The organism is Actinomadura chibensis NBRC 106107 (genome assembly GCF_001552135.1).
Classification (GTDB): domain Bacteria; phylum Actinomycetota; class Actinomycetes; order Streptosporangiales; family Streptosporangiaceae; genus Spirillospora; species Spirillospora chibensis.
This window is the reverse complement of record NZ_BCQP01000023.1, coordinates 22,035-37,245: the sequence shown is the minus strand read 5'-3', so window position 1 is coordinate 37,245 and position 15,211 is coordinate 22,035. Positions and strand designations below refer to the sequence as shown.

The following is a 15,211-nucleotide window of genomic DNA, read 5'->3' as shown; positions in this document are numbered from 1 at the left end:
GACCGGGCCGTGCCGACGGGCGTGCCGGGCCGAGGACCGTGCTGGGGCGGTGACCGGGCCGTGCCGACGGGCGTGCCGGGCCGAGGACCGTGCTGGGGCGGTGACCGGGCCGTGTCGGCAACCGGTCCGGGGGCTGCGGGCCGTGCTGGGGCTGCGGCCGGGCTGGGGTGGTCACCGGGCCGTGTCGGCAACCGGTCCGGAGCGACGACCGTGCCGGGGTGGTCACCGGGCCGGGGGCGGTCACGGCTGGGGCGGTCACCGGGCCGGGGGTGGTCACCGGACATCATGGGCACAAGCGTCCCCGATCCGAACCGTGGAGGTGGGAGGGATGGCCGAGCGCAGGCTGCGTCCGCTGCGTCCGCTCAAACGCGCGCAGGGGCCGGGCCGCGGGCCCGCCGCCGACGAGCTCGTCGCGCCGGAGGAGTCGATGGACCCGCGGTCCCGCATCGCCGACTCCGCGATGGACAACCGCGTCATCGACAACGCCCTCTACCGCGGCGGACGGCGCGTCGACTCGCCCGCGACGCTGGCCGACACCATCACGCGGCTCCGCGCCACCACCGGCGGCCTCGCCTGGATCGGCCTGTACCGCCCGGTCGAAGCGCAGCTGCTCGCGCTCTCGGAGGAGTTCGGGCTGCACGAGCTGGCCCTGGAGGACGCCATCGTCGCCCACCAGCGCCCCAAGCTGGAGCGCTACGGCGACACCCTGTTCGTGGTGCTGCGCTCCGCCCGCTACCTGGACGAGACCGAGGAGGTCGACTTCGGCGAACTGCACGTGTTCCTCGGGCCCGACTTCGTGCTGACCGTCCGGCACAGCGAGGCACCCGACCTCGCGATCGTGCGCCGCCGCCTGGAGGACGACCCGGACCTGCTCAAACGCGGTACCGAGGCGATCCTCTACGCGATCCTCGACGCCGTCGTGGACGGGTATGCCCCCGTCGTCGCCGGGCTGCAGAACGACATCGACGAGATCGAGACGGAGGTCTTCGGCGGCGACCCGAAGGTGTCCCGCCGCATCTACGAGCTGTCCCGCGAGGTGATCGAGTTCCAGCGCGCGACGATCCCGCTGCTCTCCATGCTCGACCGCCTCATCGCCGGGTTCGACAAGTACGGCACGGACGAGGAGCTGCGCCGCTACCTGCGGGACGTCGCCGACCACGCCACGACCGTCGTGGAGCGGGTGACCGGGTTCCGGCAGATGCTGACCGACATCCTCACCGTCAACGCGACCCTGGTGTCCCAGGCGCAGAACGAGGAGATGAAGAACCTCACCGAGGCCAGCTACGCCCAGAACGAGGAGATCAAGAAGATCTCCGCCTGGGCGGCCATCCTGTTCGCCCCCACGCTGATCGGGACCGTCTACGGGATGAACTTCGACCACATGCCCGAACTGCACTGGACCGCGGGCTACCCCGTCGCCCTCACCCTCATGCTCGGGACCTGCCTCACCCTCTACTTGATCTTCAAACGCCGCGACTGGCTCTAACCCCACCCCACCCACCCCGCCCCACCAGCGCGAAGCCCGCACTGCCGGACCGCACAGCCCTGGATCGCGCTGCCGGATCGTGCGGTGCTGGATCGTGCGGTGCGGGGGCGGGGTGGGGTGGGTGGTCGCTTGTGCTGGGGTCAGCAGCAGCGGCCTTCGGGATTGTGGTCTCGTCGGGCGGCTCGGCGGCGTTCGTATTCCCGGCGGGTGGGCGCGTGGCCGGGGTGTCGTGCGACGTGCCGCTCGTAAGCGGCGTCCCCGGTGATCTCGCGCAGGTACCAGCGGACGAACCGGACGACGCGCCGTAGCCGCTCGGACGGTGTTCCGGTCATGACGCGAGCGGCTCCGCGTCCTCGCTCGTCCCGGCGCCCGCCGCGGCGAGTTCGCGGCGCTCGGCGGGTGTGGTGAACAGCCCGGCGGGCGCGACGATCGTGGACGGCGTATACGGCGCCTCGGCGGTCGGCAGCGGGCTCCGGGCCCGGATCGCCCGCCACGACACGACGGCACCGTTGCCGATCACCAGCAGCACCAGGATCGCGAAGAACGCGGCGAGCACCCCGTCCACCGTGGAGTTCAGGACGATCGTGTGCATGTCGTCGAGGTTCTTCGCGGGCGGCAGCACCTTGCCCGCATCGATCGCGGCGGAGAACTTGTCCCGCTGCGCGAAGAAGCCGATCTTCGGGTCGTCGGCGAAGACCTTCTGCCAGCTCGCGGTCAGCGTCACGGCGGCGTCCCAGGCGAGCGGGACGCCGGTGACCCACGCCCACCGCAGCCGCCCGCTCTTGATGAGCAGCGTGGTGGCGAGGGTCAGCGCGATCGCGGCGAGCAGCTGGTTGGCGATGCCGAACAGCGGGAAGAGCTGGTTGATCCCGCCGAGCGGGTCGGTGACGCCGACGTACAGGAAGTAGCCCCAGGCCAGGACGACGACCGCGCTGGTGGCCCACAGCCCCGGCTTCCAGCTCACCCGGCCGATCGGCTTCCAGACGTTGCCGAGGGCGTCCTGCAGCATGAACCGTCCGACGCGGGTCCCGGCGTCCACCGTGGTCAGGATGAACAGCGCCTCGAACATGATCGCGAAGTGGTACCAGAACGCCTTGAGCGCCGACCCGCCGATGACGCCGGACAGGATCTCCGACATGCCGAGCGCGAGCGTCGGCGCGCCGCCGGTGCGGGCGACCACGCTGTTCTCGTCGACGGCGGACGCCGCGCTCCGCAGGTCGTCCGGCGTGATGGTGAAGCCGAGGTGGGTGACCGCGGCGGCGGCGCTGTCCGGCGTGGCGCCGAGCAGCCCGGCCGGGGCGTTCATCGCGTAGTACAGCCCGGGGTCGAGGACGCACGCCGCGATCAGCGCCATGATCGCCACGAACGACTCCATCAGCATCGCGCCGTATCCGATCAGCCGGACCTGCGACTCCTTCTGGATCAGCTTCGGCGTCGTCCCGGACGAGATCAGCGCGTGGAACCCCGACAGCGCCCCGCAGGCGATCGTGATGAACACGAACGGGAACAGCGACCCGGCGAACACCGGGCCGTCGCCGCTGCCCGCGAACTTCGTGACCGCCTCGGTCTCCATCGTCGGCGCGACGACGAGGACCCCGACCGCGAGCAGCCCGATCGTCCCGACCTTCATGAAGGTGGACAGGTAGTCGCGGGGGGTCAGCAGCATCCACACCGGCAGCACCGACGCCAGGAACCCGTACACGACCAGGCAGATGACGAGCGTCTCCGGGCTGAGCGTGAACGCCCCGGCGAGCGCGGACTCCTGCACCCAGCCGCCGCCGACGATCGCGAGCAGCATCAGCGACACGCCGATGACGGTCGTCTCCATGACGCGTCCGGGCCGGATCGTCCGCAGGTAGAAGCCCATGAACAGGGCGATCGGGATCGTCATCGCGATGGAGAACGTCCCCCACGGCGACTTGGCCAGCGCGTTCACGACCACGAGCGCCAGCACCGCCAGCAGGATGACCATGATGGCGAACACCGCGACGAGCGCGGCGACGCCGCCGACCACGCCGATCTCGTCCCGCACCATCTGGCCGAGGCTCTTGCCGTCCCGGCGCATGGACAGGAACAGGACGACCATGTCCTGGACGGCTCCCGCGAAGATCACCCCGACGATGATCCAGATGGTGCCCGGCAGGTAGCCCATCTGCGCGGCGAGCACCGGGCCGACCAGCGGGCCCGCGCCCGCGATGGCGGCGAAGTGGTGGCCGAGCAGGACGCGCCGGTCGGTGGGCTGGAAGTCCACCCCGTCGTCGAGCCGCTCGGCGGGGGTGGCGCGGCCGTCGTCCACCCCGAGGACCCGGCGGGCGATGAACCGCGAGTAGAAGCGGTAGGCGATGGCGTACGAGCCGAGCGCGGCCACGACCAGCCAGATCGCGGAGATCCGCTCGCCGCGCGACAGGGCCAGCACGCCCCACGCGACGGCTCCCGCGAGCGAGACGGCGCCCCAGACGAGCACCGATCTGGTGGTCACCCGTGAGGCGAGGGTGCCTGGTCCGGGCATGGGGGAACCTCCTGAGTTCCGGGATGAGGGCAGCGCGGAAGCGCGCCCGGTGCTGAACTGCGTGACCCGATGTCCTTCGGGACGGAGGAGAAGAGGCGGAGACGCTACGCGCCCGTCACGGGTCACTCATGGTCGCGGCCTCCGCGCAGCAGATAGGCGGCCACCATGAAGACGACGCTCCCCGGGACCCAGGCGAACTGGTACCAGTAGAAGAGCCGCACGCCCGCGAGATGGACGTCCGTGCCCGCGTACCAGGGCACGCCCAGCAGCGCCACCACCGGCGCCGCCAAGCACGCCGCCGCCGCCCACCGCCGCACCGGCCGCGCTGGTCGCACGGGGCGGGGCGGGGCGTTCGGCGCGGGGCTCGGCTCGCTCATCGGGGCCTCCGTGGGGAGTGTCATCGGAGCAGAGTTGCGAGCGCCGCCGAAACGGTTTACACGGACATCGGCCGAGATTCGTGGGAATCCGCTGTCAACCGATGCCGTGATCCGCGCAACATTAGTGAGATCAGGCGATGACTGGCGGTGACCCGATGATCGAGCCGATGGGCGCGGCGACGTTCGTCGCGGTGCTCGGCTGCACCTCGCTGCTGGCGTTCGCCGCGCGCTGGTTCCGGCCGGGGCCCGAGCTGCCGACGCTCGAGGGCTGGGCGCTCGCCGACCGCCGGTTCGGCACGGCCACCGTCTGGTTCCTGCTCGGCGGCACCATCTATACCGCCTACACCTTCGCCGCCCTCCCGGGCCTCGTCTACGGGACGGGCTCGCTCGGCTTCTTCGCCCTGCCCTACACGGTCATCGTCTATCCGCTGGCGTTCGTCCTGCTGCCCAAGCTGTGGCGGGAGGCGCGCCGCGGCGGGCACATCACGGTGGCCGACTACGTCCGCGACCGCCACGGCTCGCCCGGGCTGGCGCTGGTGGTGGCGATCACCGGCGTGCTGGCCACCATGCCCTACATCGCGCTCCAGCTCCTCGGCATCCGCGCGGTGCTCGCCGCGGGCGGCCTCTACCCGCGCGGCGCCGCGGGCGACCTCGCGCTGGTCGGCGTCTTCGCCTTCCTGGCCCTCGCGACCTACCGGCACGGGCTGCGCGCCCCCGCGATCATCTCGCTGGCCAAGGGCACGGCGATCTTCGCCTCGGTGCTCGCCGTGACCGCCGTCGTCCTGCACCAGCTCGGCGGCCCGGGGCCGATGTTCGACGGCGCGGAACGCGCGCTCGCCGCGCACGGCGCGCCGGGCGCCTCGCTGACCCTCGGCCCGGGCATGTTCACCGTCTACGCCTCGCTCGCGCTCGGCTCGGCGATGGCGCTGCTGATGTACCCGCACGTGCTGACCGCCGCGTTCGCCGCGAGGGGCCCCGACACGCTGCGCCGCGCGTCCATCGGCCTCCCCGCCTGGACGGGCGTGCTCGGCCTGTTCGCGCTGCTCGGGGTCGGCGCGCTCGCCGCCGGGGTGCGGGCCCCGCCGGGCGCCGCCGAGGCCGCCGTCCCGCTGCTGGTCAGGGAGCTGATGCCGGCGGCGCTCACCGGGCTCGTGTTCGGCGCCCTCGCGGTCGGCGCGCTCGTGCCCGCCGCGATCATGTCGATCGCGGTCGCGACGCTGTTCGTCCGCAACATCTACGCCCCCTACTTCCATCCGACGTCCACGCCGCTTCACCAGATGCGGATCGCGCGCCTGGTCTCGCTGGTGGCGAAGGTCGGCGCGATCGTCTTCGTCTTCGGCCTGCGCGACCAGGACGCCATCAACCTGCAACTGCTCGGCGGGGTGTGGATCCTGCAGACGTTCCCCGCCGTCGCTATCGGGCTCTACAGCCGCCGCCTCCACCCCCGCGCGCTGCTGACCGGATGGGCCGCGGGCATGGTCGCCGGCACGGTCCTCGTCGTCCGGAGCGGGTTCTCCTCGGTCGCGCCGATCGGCGTCGGCGGCTGGGAGGTCAGCGCCTACACCGCGCTCATCGCGCTCGCGGCGAACCTGCTGGTGGTCGCGGCGCTCACCCCCGTCCTCGACCGGCTCGGCGTGCCGCGCGGCGCCGGGCCCCGGCCGCGGACGGTCCCGCCGGTCCCGCCGCCCCTCGGCGGCAGAACGGAGACGATCGCATGAGCGCCCTCCGACCGGGCGTCTCCGTCCGGCCCTTCACCTCCCGCAAGACGGCCATCCGCGAGTCCCAGGCGGAGGCGGCCGTCCCCGCGCCCCGGGCGGAGGCGGCAGCCCGCGAGTCCCCGGTGCAGGCGGCAGTCGGCGAGTCCCCGGCGGAGGCGGGCGTCCGCGAGCCCCAGGCGGAGGTGGCCGTCCCCGTGCCCCGGGCGGAGGCGGCAGCGCGTGAGTCTCCGGTGCAGGCGGCAGTCGGCGAGTCCCGGGCGGAGGCGGCCGTCCGGGAGACCCCGGAAGAGGCGGGCGTCCCTGTGTCCCGGGCGGAGGCGGGCGTCCGCGAGTCCCCGGTGGAGGCGGCAGTCGGCGAGTCCCGGGCGGAGGTGGCCGTCGGTGAGTCGCTGGTCGGGGAGGGGGGCCAGGCGGCTCCGGGGGAGGAGGGCGGCCCTGCGTCTTCAGCGGAGGATCTGCGGGATGTTGACCGGGAGACTGCTGTTACTCGGTTGTTCGGTGCGCACTACGCGGGGCTGCTCCGTCTCGCGGTGCTGCTCGGGGCCGACGACGCGGAGGACATCGTCGCCGAGGCGTTCTGCCAGCTCCACCGCCGCTGGAACCGGCTGCGCACCGCCGAGGCCGCGCTGCCCTACCTCCGGTCGGTGGTGTGCAACCTGACCCGCATGCGGCTCCGGCACCTGCAGGTCGTCCGGAAGCACACCGACTGGTCCGCCGAGACGGAGGCGTCCGCGGAGAGCGTCGCGCTGCTGCACGACGACCAGCGGGCGCTGATCGAGGGGCTGCGGAGGCTGTCGGCGCGGCAGCGCGAGGCGCTCGTCCTGCGCTACTGGCTCGGGCTCCGCGAGAGCGACATCGCCGACGCGATGGGCATCTCCGCCGGGGCGGTCAAGGCGCACACCTCGCGGGGAATGGCCGCGCTCACCAAGATCCTGCGGGAGCGACGATGAACGACACCGAGGACCGCCTGCGCGACGCGCTGGACGCCCTCGCCGGCGGCGTCACGCCCGACCCGGACGCCTACCCGCGCGTCCGGCGCGAGTGGCGCCGCAGGGAACGGCGACGGCGGCTCATCCTCTACATCCTGATCGCCGTGATCTTCACCGCCGCCGACGCGATCGGCCTGTGGGCGCTCAACCACGCGCACAACCGCCCGCATGTCATCTTCAGCGTCGAGGAGTCGGCCACCCCGCGCCCGGCGCCGCCGATCGGACCGTCCTGAGCGGACCGGGCGACATCCCGGCTGTCGGACGGTCCTGGTTCACTGTCGTCCGTGCTGACTATCGGATCTGTCGTACTCGGCGTATCGGACGTCCGCCGCGCGGCGGCCTTCTGGACGCGGGCCCTCGGCTACGTCCCCCGCGACGACGCCGACGACCGCTGGACCGTCCTGCTGTCCCCGGACGGGAACGGCGTCCAGGTGGCGCTGGGCCTGAGCGAGTCACCCGTCCAGGAGCATCCGCGCGTGCACCTCGACCTGTACACGGACAGCGCGGCCGAGCAGGCCGCCGAGGTCGAACGCCTGGTCTCCCTCGGCGCGGAGCGTGTCGACTGGGACCTCTATCCGGACGACCCGGACTTCATCGTCCTCGCCGACCCTGACGGAAACCGGTTCTGCGTCATCGACACCGGCCGAAGTTGACGGCGGGGCAAAGGACGTCCCGATCCCGCACTCCGGCGGCGCTTCCCGTGAACGGATGGGCGGAGTGTGGGTAGCCCTTCTGGTAAGGGCCTCGCGCTTCCGGGGGGACGATCACCATGGACCCGACGGGCAAGATCGACACCACCGTCCCGCATTCGGCGCGGGTCTGGAACTTCCTGCTGGGAGGCACCGACAACTTCCCGGTCGACCGGCGGGCGGGGGAGCAGGTCATCGCCGTCTTCCCGGGGATGGTCGACATGGCCCAGCAGTCCCGGCAGATGCTGCGCAGGGTGGTGCGGTACCTGGCGGGCGAGGCGGGCGTGGAGCAGTTCCTGGACATCGGCACCGGCCTCCCCACCATGGACAACACCCACGAGATCGCCCAGCGCCTGGTACCGCATTCCCGGATCGTCTACGTGGACAACGACCCGCTCGTCCTGACGCATGCCAGGGCGCTGCTGACCAGCACGCCCGAGGGGGTCACCGACTACATCGAGGCGGACGTCCACGACCCCGGCGCCATCCTCGCCGAGGCGGCCCGGACGCTCGACCTCGACCGGCCGGTCGCACTCATGTTGATGGGCATCATGGGCCTGGTCGGCGATTTCGACGAGGCGCGCTCGATCGTGGCGCGGCTCATGGAGGCGCTGCCGTCCGGGAGCTACCTGGCCCTTTACGACGGCACGACCGCCGACCCCGCCTACACGCGGGCGATCAGCGCCTACAACGCGGGCAGCGGCGCGGCCCCGTACAACCCCCGCAGCCCCGAGCAGATCGCCCGCTTCTTCGACGGGCTCGACCTCGTCGACCCGGGCGTCGTGCCGGTGACGGACTGGCGCCCCGACCCGGGCCACGAGGACGCGCCCCGCGTCTCCTGCTCAGGCGGCCTGGCCCGCAAACCCTGACCCCCGCCGACACCCGCCGTCTCCGCGAACACCTGCTGTCTCCGCGAACACCTGCTGTCTCCGCGAACCCCCGCCGCCTCCGCCGACACTCGCCGCTCCCGCCGAGACCCGTTGCCCCTGCTGAGACCCGTTGCCTCTGCTGAGACCCGCTGCCCTCGCCGACACCCGCCGCTCCTGCCGAGACCCGCTGCCCCTGCCGACAGCCGCCGTCTCCGGTGGACACGCGCCGCGCCGGACGGGTTTGGTGGCTGTTGGCCCTTATGTGCGCAACCTCGTGTTCACCGTTCGGCCACGGGGGTCGCATAGCTTGATCGTTTCTGTTGTCGAGAACGATTAGGTCGGAGGAAGCGTGCCCCCTGGGCTGATCGCGGCCTTCCCCGCATTCGGGCGACGTCTCGTCCCCCTCCTCCGGCACGCGCCGTTCCTGCTGGCCCTGCTCGGCGGCGGGCTGCTGCGCTGGACGGCCATCCGCGCGTACCCGCACGGCCTGTGGTTCACGGGCGACTCCTACTTCTACCTCGGCTACGCGATGCGTCCGGAGCCGTCGCCGAGCAAGACGATCGGCTACTCCTTCCTGCTGCGCCTGCTGGAGCCGCTGCACAGCCTGACCGCCGTCATGGTGGTGCAGCACCTCATGGGGCTGGCGGTCGCGGTGATGCTGTACGCGGTGCTGGTCCGGGCGCGGCTGCCCGGATGGGCGGCGACCGTCGTCACGCTGCCGGTCCTGTTCGACGCGTACCAGGTGGAGCTTGAGCACCTGCTGATGTCGGAGGCCCTGTTCACGTTCCTCATCGCCGCCGGGCTGACACTGCTGCTGTGGCGGAGCGGGGACGACCGTCCGGGCCCGGCGGTCTGGTGGCTCGCGCTCCCCGCGGGGTTGCTGCTCGGCGCGGCGGTGCTCGTCCGGTCGGCGGGGGCGCCGCTGATCCCGCTGATCGTGCTCGTCCTGCTGCTGCGCAGGCGCCGCGCCCGGCTGTTCCCCCGGCTGCTGCCCAAGGCGCGGCCGGACTGGCGCCCCGCGCTGGCGTTCGGCGCGGCCGCCGCGATCCCGCTGGCCGCCTACGCGATGTGGTTCCATTCCGTGCGCGGCACCTACAGCCTCACCACCGCCGACGGCCTCTACCTGTGGGGACGGACGGCGGGCTTCGCGAACTGCGCGAAGATGCACCCCCCGGCGGACGAGCGGGACCTCTGCCTCGACGCCAAGATCAAGGCCGAACACGATCCGCCGGGTCACCTGATCTGGCGCGCCGACATCCCGCCCCGGCAGCGTCTCGACAACGTCGTCTCACCGGAGTCCAACGCGACGCTGCGCGACTTCGCGATCCGCGCGATCCTCGCCCAGCCCCGCGCCTACCTCGGCACGGTGGGGCACGACCTCCGCCTGGCGTTCAGCCCGCACCGCCACCCGCGTCCGACCGCGAGCACCGAGTCGCTGTACCACTTCCCGGAGAGCACGCAGATCTTCCCCGGCGGACGGAGCTGGCGGCGCGGCGGGACGGTCCTGTCGGACGCCATGTCCTACGGCGACACCGACGAGCCGAGCCAGGTCGTCCAGCCTTACGCGGACAGGATGAGGGACTACCAGGAGCGGTACCACCTGCCGGGGCCGGCGCTCGGCGGCGTGTTCGCGCTCGGCCTCCTGGGGCTGGCCGCGGCGCGGCGGCGGCGCAGGGAGGTCCTCCTGGCCTGGGGCGCGGGGTCGACGCTCCTGGTGTTCCCCATCGCCAGCGCCGACTTCGACTACCGGTACGTGGTCCCGGCCATGCCGTTCGCCTGCCTGGCGGTCGGGCTCGCGCTGTCCGCCCTCCGCGCCGGGAAGCGGGACTCCGGCGAGGCCGAGACGGAGGTCGAGGACGCCGACAGCCGCGACCGGCAGCTCACCTGAGCTCTCACCGGGCCCCGCCCCGCCCCGATCTCGTCGGGCCCGCCCGAGCTGGCCGGGCCCCGGTCCATCTCGTCGGGGCCCGGCTGATGACGCGTGACCCGGAGATTCAGCGGGCGTACACCTCAAGCGTCCATTTCCCGGCGGGCCGGACGCCTTTCATCATTTCCCTGAGCGCCGCGCCATCCGTGGCCCGCACCTTCTTCGCCTCCGCCGGGAGGACCGCGATCATGAGCCTCGTGTCCGCCTCGATCCGGACGTCCCGGACGACGCCCTCCGACTCGGCCGCCTCGCAGGCGATGACGCGAGCGCGCTCCCCGTACTGGACGACGGCGGTGGCCGCGCCGTCCAGGCAGGTCACGCGCATGCGGAGCGAGGTGTCCGACCCCTTCAGCCGGACCGGGCGGACGCGCCCGTCGGCCGTTCCCTCCACCCGGGCCAGCCGCCTCAGCCCCTCCACCGGCGGCTGCCGCCGGGCGGTCGAAAGCCGCGCCATCCTCTCGCAGGTCGAATTGCATTTCCCGGTGTAGATCCGGACGCTCCAGTTCCCCGGCGTCGGCGGGTGCGAATTGAGGTAGCGGTAAAGGACGGATACGGCGTTCGCGCCGACAAGGGTGTGGCTGAGCCGCTGTTCCGCCGCGGCGGGGAGGACGGTCATCTGAATGGTGACGGGGACTCCCGGGGTGGTGGCGAGATACGACGTCGAACCGCAGCCGCCGCTCCCGAGCGTCCCGCGCGTCGTGGAGAACGCCCTGCCTCCCGCGCACTGCGCCGTGTACATGGTGAACGGTTCGGTCGGGGTGAACGTGACGCGTGCCATTCGTCCGAACTGGCTGAACCGAACCTCCTTCAGCGGCCGGAGCCCCTCGACCGGGGGGCCGTCGCGGAAGGACTCGTTCGGCGTGCCGGGCATCGCCGCCGCGAGCGCCCGCCGCTCGTCCCCGGGCGGCGGCGGGCCGGTGCCGTCCGGCCGCGCGACCACCGCGAACGCGGTCGCCGCCAGCGCCACCCCGAGCACGCCCACGGCGGCGCGGCGGCGGTCGCCCCGCCTGACCCGGCGGCGGACGCCGTCCAGGAGGTCGGCGGGCGGCGTCCCGCGCGCGCTCTCGTCCTCCATGACCTCGACCAGGTCCTGCATCGTGTACGGCATGGTCACTCTCCTTCCCGCGACGCGGAGGCCAGGACGCTCGGATCGACCCGGAGCTTGGCGAGGGCCTTGCTGGTCTGGCTCTTCACGGTCCCGACCGAGCAGCCGAGCGCCGCCGCGACCTGCGGCTCGGACAGGTCCTCGAAGAAGCGCAGCACGACGGTCGCGCGCTGCCGGTGGGGGAGCCGGCCGAGCGCGTCCCACAGCACCGCCTTGTCCTCGGCCGCGCCGATCCCGTCCGCGGGGTCGGGCCCGTCCGCCGGGCGCTCGGTGGGACGCTCGCCCCGCCAGCGCCGCCGCGTCCATGACGCGTGCGTGTTGACGAGGATGCGGTAGACGTACGGGTCGGGGTCGGCCTCGATCCGGCGCCACGCCCGCCACGCCTTGACGAGCGTCGCCTGCAGCAGGTCCTCGGCGAGCGCCCAGTCGCGGCACAGCAGGTAGGCCGTTCTGAGCAGGCGCGGCGACCGCTCCCTCACGTACGCCACGTAGTCCGGTTGCTCCCGCATCCACCCTCCAAGCAGATCTCCTGCCGACAACTACCGGCTGGACCCCCGGAACGGTTGCCTTCGGAACGGTTGCCTTCGGACGGGCGCGGACGCGGGCGGCGGCACCTCCCGCCCGCCGCACCGGCCGATCGTCGCAGACCGGCCCGTGACCATCGCGGGCGATGGCGTGCCTTTCCGTAATGATCTGTCGCGGAGACTTCCACGAGAGGGGCACCGCGCGTTTCCGGTCGCGGGTTCGGGTTCATATGAGTGCGGTGGACTGACGGCGGCGGACTCGCGAAGGAAGAGCCAACGATATGAGGCATGGTTTCACTCGAATGGTCGCGTCGATCGGGGTCGGCGCGGCCGTGGTCGCCGCCGCGCTGCCCGGGAACGCTTCGGTGGCGGCACGGCGTCCGGGTTCTCTGCTGCTGGACGAGTCGTTCACCGGGGCCACCGCGGATTCGCGTTTCATCGGATACGGCGCCGCGTGCCTGACCGGCGCCGCGCGCGGACGGGCGGCGGCGGAGGGCACGAACCATCCGCTGCGGGGATGCCGCCGGGACCCGGCCGGTCCGGTGCCGCCCGGCGGGGCGGCGCGGCACGGATACCTCCAGCTCACCGACGCCCACCCGGAACAGACCGGCGCCGTCCTGTTCGACTCGCCCCTCTCCGCTAGGGACGGCGTGGAGGCGACCTTCGAGCAATGGCAGTACGGCAATACGACCCGGTCGCCCGCCGACGGCATCTCGTTCTTCATCACCGACGGATCGCGGCGCCTCACGACGCCGGGCGCGTTCGGCGGCAGCCTCGGCTACGCCCAGAAAAGGCCCGGCGGCCGATCCGACGCCCAATTCGTCCCAGGCGTTGACGGCGGATATCTCGGTATCGGGCTCGACGCGCTCGGCGAGTACTTCGGCGACGGGGAAGGGCGCGGGAACGGCTGCGACCGCCGTTCTCCGGCCGGGACGTCGTCCCGCCCGCCCGCGCCCGGACCCAATGTCGTGAGCGCCCGCGGTCCCGGTAACGGCGTCCGGGGCTACTGCCTGCTCGCCGCGACGACCGACAACACGTCGTCCAGGGGCCCGTGGTCGTCGACGCTTCCCGGGAACCTGCACGGCGACCTGAGGAGGATGTCCGCCAGGGTCTCGGCGGAACGGGCCGAAGAGCTGCTGGAACCGGTGAGGCGGACCGTCCGCGTCGTGGTGTCGCCCGGCAACCACCCGGTCGTCACCGTCGACATCGATTTCGAGGACGATGACGGCTTCCAGGAAGTGCTGAGGTTCCGCGCTCCCCGGCCCCTTCCGGCGACCGTCAAATTCGGGTTCGCGGCGTCCACGGGACCGCTCACCGACGTGCAACTCATCCGCCGAGTGGTCCTGCGCAGCAAACGCGCGTCCGAATAGGAGCCACTGCCCGGCGGCGGCCATGCGGCTCTCCGATCGGAGCGCATGGCCACCGCCGGGAGAGGTCGGTCAGCGGCCTTCCAGCGTCCGCGTCTCTCGGATCTCCTTCCAGCTCCGCGGGGTCGACGTGACCGCGACGCGCTGCGGCGGCGAGGCGGGACGTCCCGGGGTGTAAAGCCAGGTCTGGAAGAGGGTGCGCAGGTCCTTTCCGGAGATCTTCTCGGAAAGGGCCTCGAACTGGGCCGTGGTGGCGTTGCCGTAACGGTGGCGCGTCGCCCAGGCGCGGAGAATGGCGAAGAACTTCGCGTCGCCGACCGCCGCGCGCAGCGCCTGGAGGGTCAGCGCCCCCCGGTCGTAGACCGCGTCGTGGAACTGGTTCTCGCCGGGGCCCGGGTCCGCGACCTTGACCTGCCAGAACGGGTCGTCGGCCGGGTAGCTGTCATAGGTCTTCTTCGCGACCTCGGCGGCGGTGCCCTGTCCCGTCTTCTCCGACCACAGCCATTCGGCGTACGAGGCGAACCCCTCGTTCAGCCAGATGTCGCGCCAGGTCGTGAGCGAGACGCTGTCGCCGAACCACTGGTGGGCGTTCTCGTGCACGATCAGGTAGGGCCGGACGCCGGAGGCGAACGCGGCGGGACTGTAGAAGACCCGCGTCTGCTCCTCCAGCGAGAAACGCGACTTGACGTTCGGGACGTACCCGCCGATCGACGTGAAGGGATAGGGCCCGAAGACCGTGCTCGCCCAGTCGACGACCTCCGGGGTGAGGTCGATGCTGGCCTTGGCCGCCTTGAGCAGCGCCGGGGCGACATCGGGACTGTAGGCGGTGATCACGGGCAGCCCGCTGTCGGTGCGGGCCCGGTGGACCTCGAACTTCCCTACCGCCAGCGTGGCCAGATAGGTCGCCTGCGGTTTGGCCTCGTGCCAGGCGGTGGTCGTCCAGCCGTGGGACGTGCGGGCGCGGCGCGGCTCGCCGTTGCTGATCGTCTGGAGCCCCTCGGGCACCGTGATCCTGATGTCATAGCCGGCCTTGTCGAGCGGGTGGTCGTTGCTGGGGAACCACCACCAGGCGCTCTCCGGCTCCTGGGCGGCGACCGCGCCGTCCGGCGTCCTGACCCATCCGACGTAGTCGTTGTACTTCTTCGTGGACGGCACGTCCGAATAGCTCACCGTTATGTCGATCCGCGAGCCCTTGCGCAGAGCGCGCGCGGGCGTGATCACCAGTTCGTGCGCGCCGGACGTGGTGAACGTCGCCTTGCGACCGTTGACCGTGACCTTCTGGGTGTCGAGCAGGAAGTCGAGGTTGAAGCGGCTGAGGTCCTGGGTGGCCCGGGCCGTGATCTTCGCGGTGCCCTGGAGCGTGTCGGTGGCGGGCTGGTACTTCAGGTCGAGGTCGTAGTGGCCGACGTCGTACCCGCCGTTCCCGTAGTCCGGGTAGTACGGGTCGCCGATGCCGGGCGCGCCGGGTCCGGCGGCGGCCAGGGCCGAGGTGGCGCACAGCACGATGCCCGTGGCGGCTGCCGTGACGGCAAGGAGGGGGGTTCTTCGCATGGGGAGCACTCCTTCGCAAACTATACTTTTCCTATAGGAATATAGGAGATCCTGTCGAGCCGCGGCGCGGCGCCGGCGGCTCGCCTGGATGCCGGGAGTC

Annotated in this window: 14 protein-coding genes; 8 read left to right on the top strand and 6 right to left on the bottom strand. The window is 72.2% G+C overall.

The annotated features are described in order from the left end of the window. Positions 1-328 precede the first annotated feature (328 nt). Positions 329-1,486: a magnesium/cobalt transporter CorA gene (corA, locus tag ACH01S_RS13995; RefSeq protein ID WP_067890569.1), complete on the top strand. Its 1,158-nt coding sequence runs from the start codon at positions 329-331 to the stop codon at positions 1,484-1,486. Positions 1,487-1,626: 140 nt separating this feature from the next. Here corA and ACH01S_RS42155 read toward each other — a convergent pair whose 3' ends face one another. From ACH01S_RS42155 to ACH01S_RS13985, 3 genes are all read right to left on the bottom strand, one after another. Beyond that, complete coding sequence (locus ACH01S_RS42155) at positions 1,627-1,818, bottom strand: CstA-like transporter-associated (seleno)protein (protein ID WP_083980660.1); 192 nt, start codon at positions 1,816-1,818, stop codon at positions 1,627-1,629. Continuing rightward, positions 1,815-3,965, bottom strand: coding sequence for a carbon starvation CstA family protein (locus ACH01S_RS13990; RefSeq protein ID WP_281289220.1), 2,151 nt, complete (start codon positions 3,963-3,965; stop codon positions 1,815-1,817). The genes ACH01S_RS42155 and ACH01S_RS13990 overlap by 4 nt, the downstream gene beginning before the upstream one ends. 152 nt (positions 3,966-4,117) lie before the next feature. Beyond that, positions 4,118-4,372, bottom strand: a complete 255-nt coding sequence (locus tag ACH01S_RS13985; RefSeq protein WP_067890561.1) for a DUF3311 domain-containing protein — start codon at positions 4,370-4,372, stop codon at positions 4,118-4,120. 137 nt (positions 4,373-4,509) lie between these two features. Here ACH01S_RS13985 and ACH01S_RS13980 point away from each other — a divergent pair, with 137 nt between their 5' ends. The 6 genes from ACH01S_RS13980 (at position 4,510) to ACH01S_RS13955 (ending at position 10,525) form a co-directional block, all read left to right on the top strand. Continuing rightward, positions 4,510-6,090: a sodium:solute symporter family protein gene (locus tag ACH01S_RS13980; protein ID WP_246236783.1), complete on the top strand. Its 1,581-nt coding sequence runs from the start codon at positions 4,510-4,512 to the stop codon at positions 6,088-6,090. Beyond that, entirely contained in the window at positions 6,087-7,040 is a 954-nt protein-coding gene (locus ACH01S_RS45225) for a sigma-70 family RNA polymerase sigma factor (protein ID WP_083980659.1), read from the top strand. The genes ACH01S_RS13980 and ACH01S_RS45225 overlap by 4 nt, the downstream gene beginning before the upstream one ends. Beyond that, the gene (locus ACH01S_RS13970) at positions 7,037-7,312 is read left to right on the top strand and encodes a hypothetical protein (RefSeq protein ID WP_067890555.1); all 276 of its coding nucleotides are present in this window, start codon (positions 7,037-7,039) and stop codon (positions 7,310-7,312) included. Before ACH01S_RS45225 ends, ACH01S_RS13970 begins: the two co-directional genes overlap by 4 nt. A 51-nt stretch (positions 7,313-7,363) precedes the next feature. Further along, positions 7,364-7,732 carry a VOC family protein gene (locus ACH01S_RS13965; RefSeq protein WP_067890552.1) on the top strand — a complete coding sequence of 123 codons (369 nt, stop codon included), beginning with the start codon at positions 7,364-7,366 and terminating at the stop codon, positions 7,730-7,732. Between the two features lie 116 nt (positions 7,733-7,848). Continuing rightward, entirely contained in the window at positions 7,849-8,637 is a 789-nt protein-coding gene (locus tag ACH01S_RS13960; protein ID WP_067890549.1) for an SAM-dependent methyltransferase, read from the top strand. Between the two features lie 349 nt (positions 8,638-8,986). After that, positions 8,987-10,525, top strand: a complete 1,539-nt coding sequence (locus ACH01S_RS13955; RefSeq protein ID WP_067890547.1) for a phospholipid carrier-dependent glycosyltransferase — start codon at positions 8,987-8,989, stop codon at positions 10,523-10,525. A gap of 106 nt (positions 10,526-10,631) precedes the next feature. Here ACH01S_RS13955 and ACH01S_RS13950 read toward each other — a convergent pair whose 3' ends face one another. Then, positions 10,632-11,672 carry a hypothetical protein gene (locus ACH01S_RS13950; RefSeq protein WP_067890542.1) on the bottom strand — a complete coding sequence of 347 codons (1,041 nt, stop codon included), beginning with the start codon at positions 11,670-11,672 and terminating at the stop codon, positions 10,632-10,634. Between the two features lie 2 nt (positions 11,673-11,674). After that, positions 11,675-12,178 (bottom strand): SigE family RNA polymerase sigma factor, encoded by a 504-nt coding sequence (locus ACH01S_RS13945; RefSeq protein WP_067890538.1) that lies wholly within the window; start codon positions 12,176-12,178, stop codon positions 11,675-11,677. Positions 12,179-12,495: 317 nt separating this feature from the next. Between ACH01S_RS13945 and ACH01S_RS13940 the strand changes: the two genes are divergently transcribed. Continuing rightward, on the top strand, positions 12,496-13,563 hold the full coding sequence (locus ACH01S_RS13940; protein ID WP_067890533.1) for an L-type lectin family protein: 1,068 nt from the start codon (positions 12,496-12,498) through the stop codon (positions 13,561-13,563). 69 nt (positions 13,564-13,632) lie between these two features. Here the strand turns inward: ACH01S_RS13940 and ACH01S_RS13935 are convergent, their stop codons facing one another. Continuing rightward, positions 13,633-15,111 carry a M1 family metallopeptidase gene (locus ACH01S_RS13935; protein ID WP_067890531.1) on the bottom strand — a complete coding sequence of 493 codons (1,479 nt, stop codon included), beginning with the start codon at positions 15,109-15,111 and terminating at the stop codon, positions 13,633-13,635. Between the last annotated feature and the right edge of the window lie 100 nt (positions 15,112-15,211).

What these genes read in the sequence shown, in the direction of transcription:
- ACH01S_RS13970 (WP_067890555.1), top strand. Translation starts at nt 7,037, where the DNA reads ATGAACGACACCGAGGACCGCCTGCGCGACGCGCTGGACGCCCTCGCC.
- ACH01S_RS13950 (WP_067890542.1), bottom strand. Translation starts at nt 11,672, where the DNA reads ATGCCGTACACGATGCAGGACCTGGTCGAGGTCATGGAGGACGAGAGC.
- ACH01S_RS13935 (WP_067890531.1), bottom strand. Translation starts at nt 15,111, where the DNA reads ATGCGAAGAACCCCCCTCCTTGCCGTCACGGCAGCCGCCACGGGCATC.
- ACH01S_RS42155 (WP_083980660.1), bottom strand. Translation starts at nt 1,818, where the DNA reads ATGACCGGAACACCGTCCGAGCGGCTACGGCGCGTCGTCCGGTTCGTC.
- ACH01S_RS45225 (WP_083980659.1), top strand. Translation starts at nt 6,087, where the DNA reads ATGAGCGCCCTCCGACCGGGCGTCTCCGTCCGGCCCTTCACCTCCCGC.
- ACH01S_RS13985 (WP_067890561.1), bottom strand. Translation starts at nt 4,372, where the DNA reads ATGAGCGAGCCGAGCCCCGCGCCGAACGCCCCGCCCCGCCCCGTGCGA.
- corA (WP_067890569.1), top strand. Translation starts at nt 329, where the DNA reads ATGGCCGAGCGCAGGCTGCGTCCGCTGCGTCCGCTCAAACGCGCGCAG.
- ACH01S_RS13980 (WP_246236783.1), top strand. Translation starts at nt 4,510, where the DNA reads ATGACTGGCGGTGACCCGATGATCGAGCCGATGGGCGCGGCGACGTTC.
- ACH01S_RS13940 (WP_067890533.1), top strand. Translation starts at nt 12,496, where the DNA reads ATGGTCGCGTCGATCGGGGTCGGCGCGGCCGTGGTCGCCGCCGCGCTG.
- ACH01S_RS13960 (WP_067890549.1), top strand. Translation starts at nt 7,849, where the DNA reads ATGGACCCGACGGGCAAGATCGACACCACCGTCCCGCATTCGGCGCGG.
- ACH01S_RS13945 (WP_067890538.1), bottom strand. Translation starts at nt 12,178, where the DNA reads ATGCGGGAGCAACCGGACTACGTGGCGTACGTGAGGGAGCGGTCGCCG.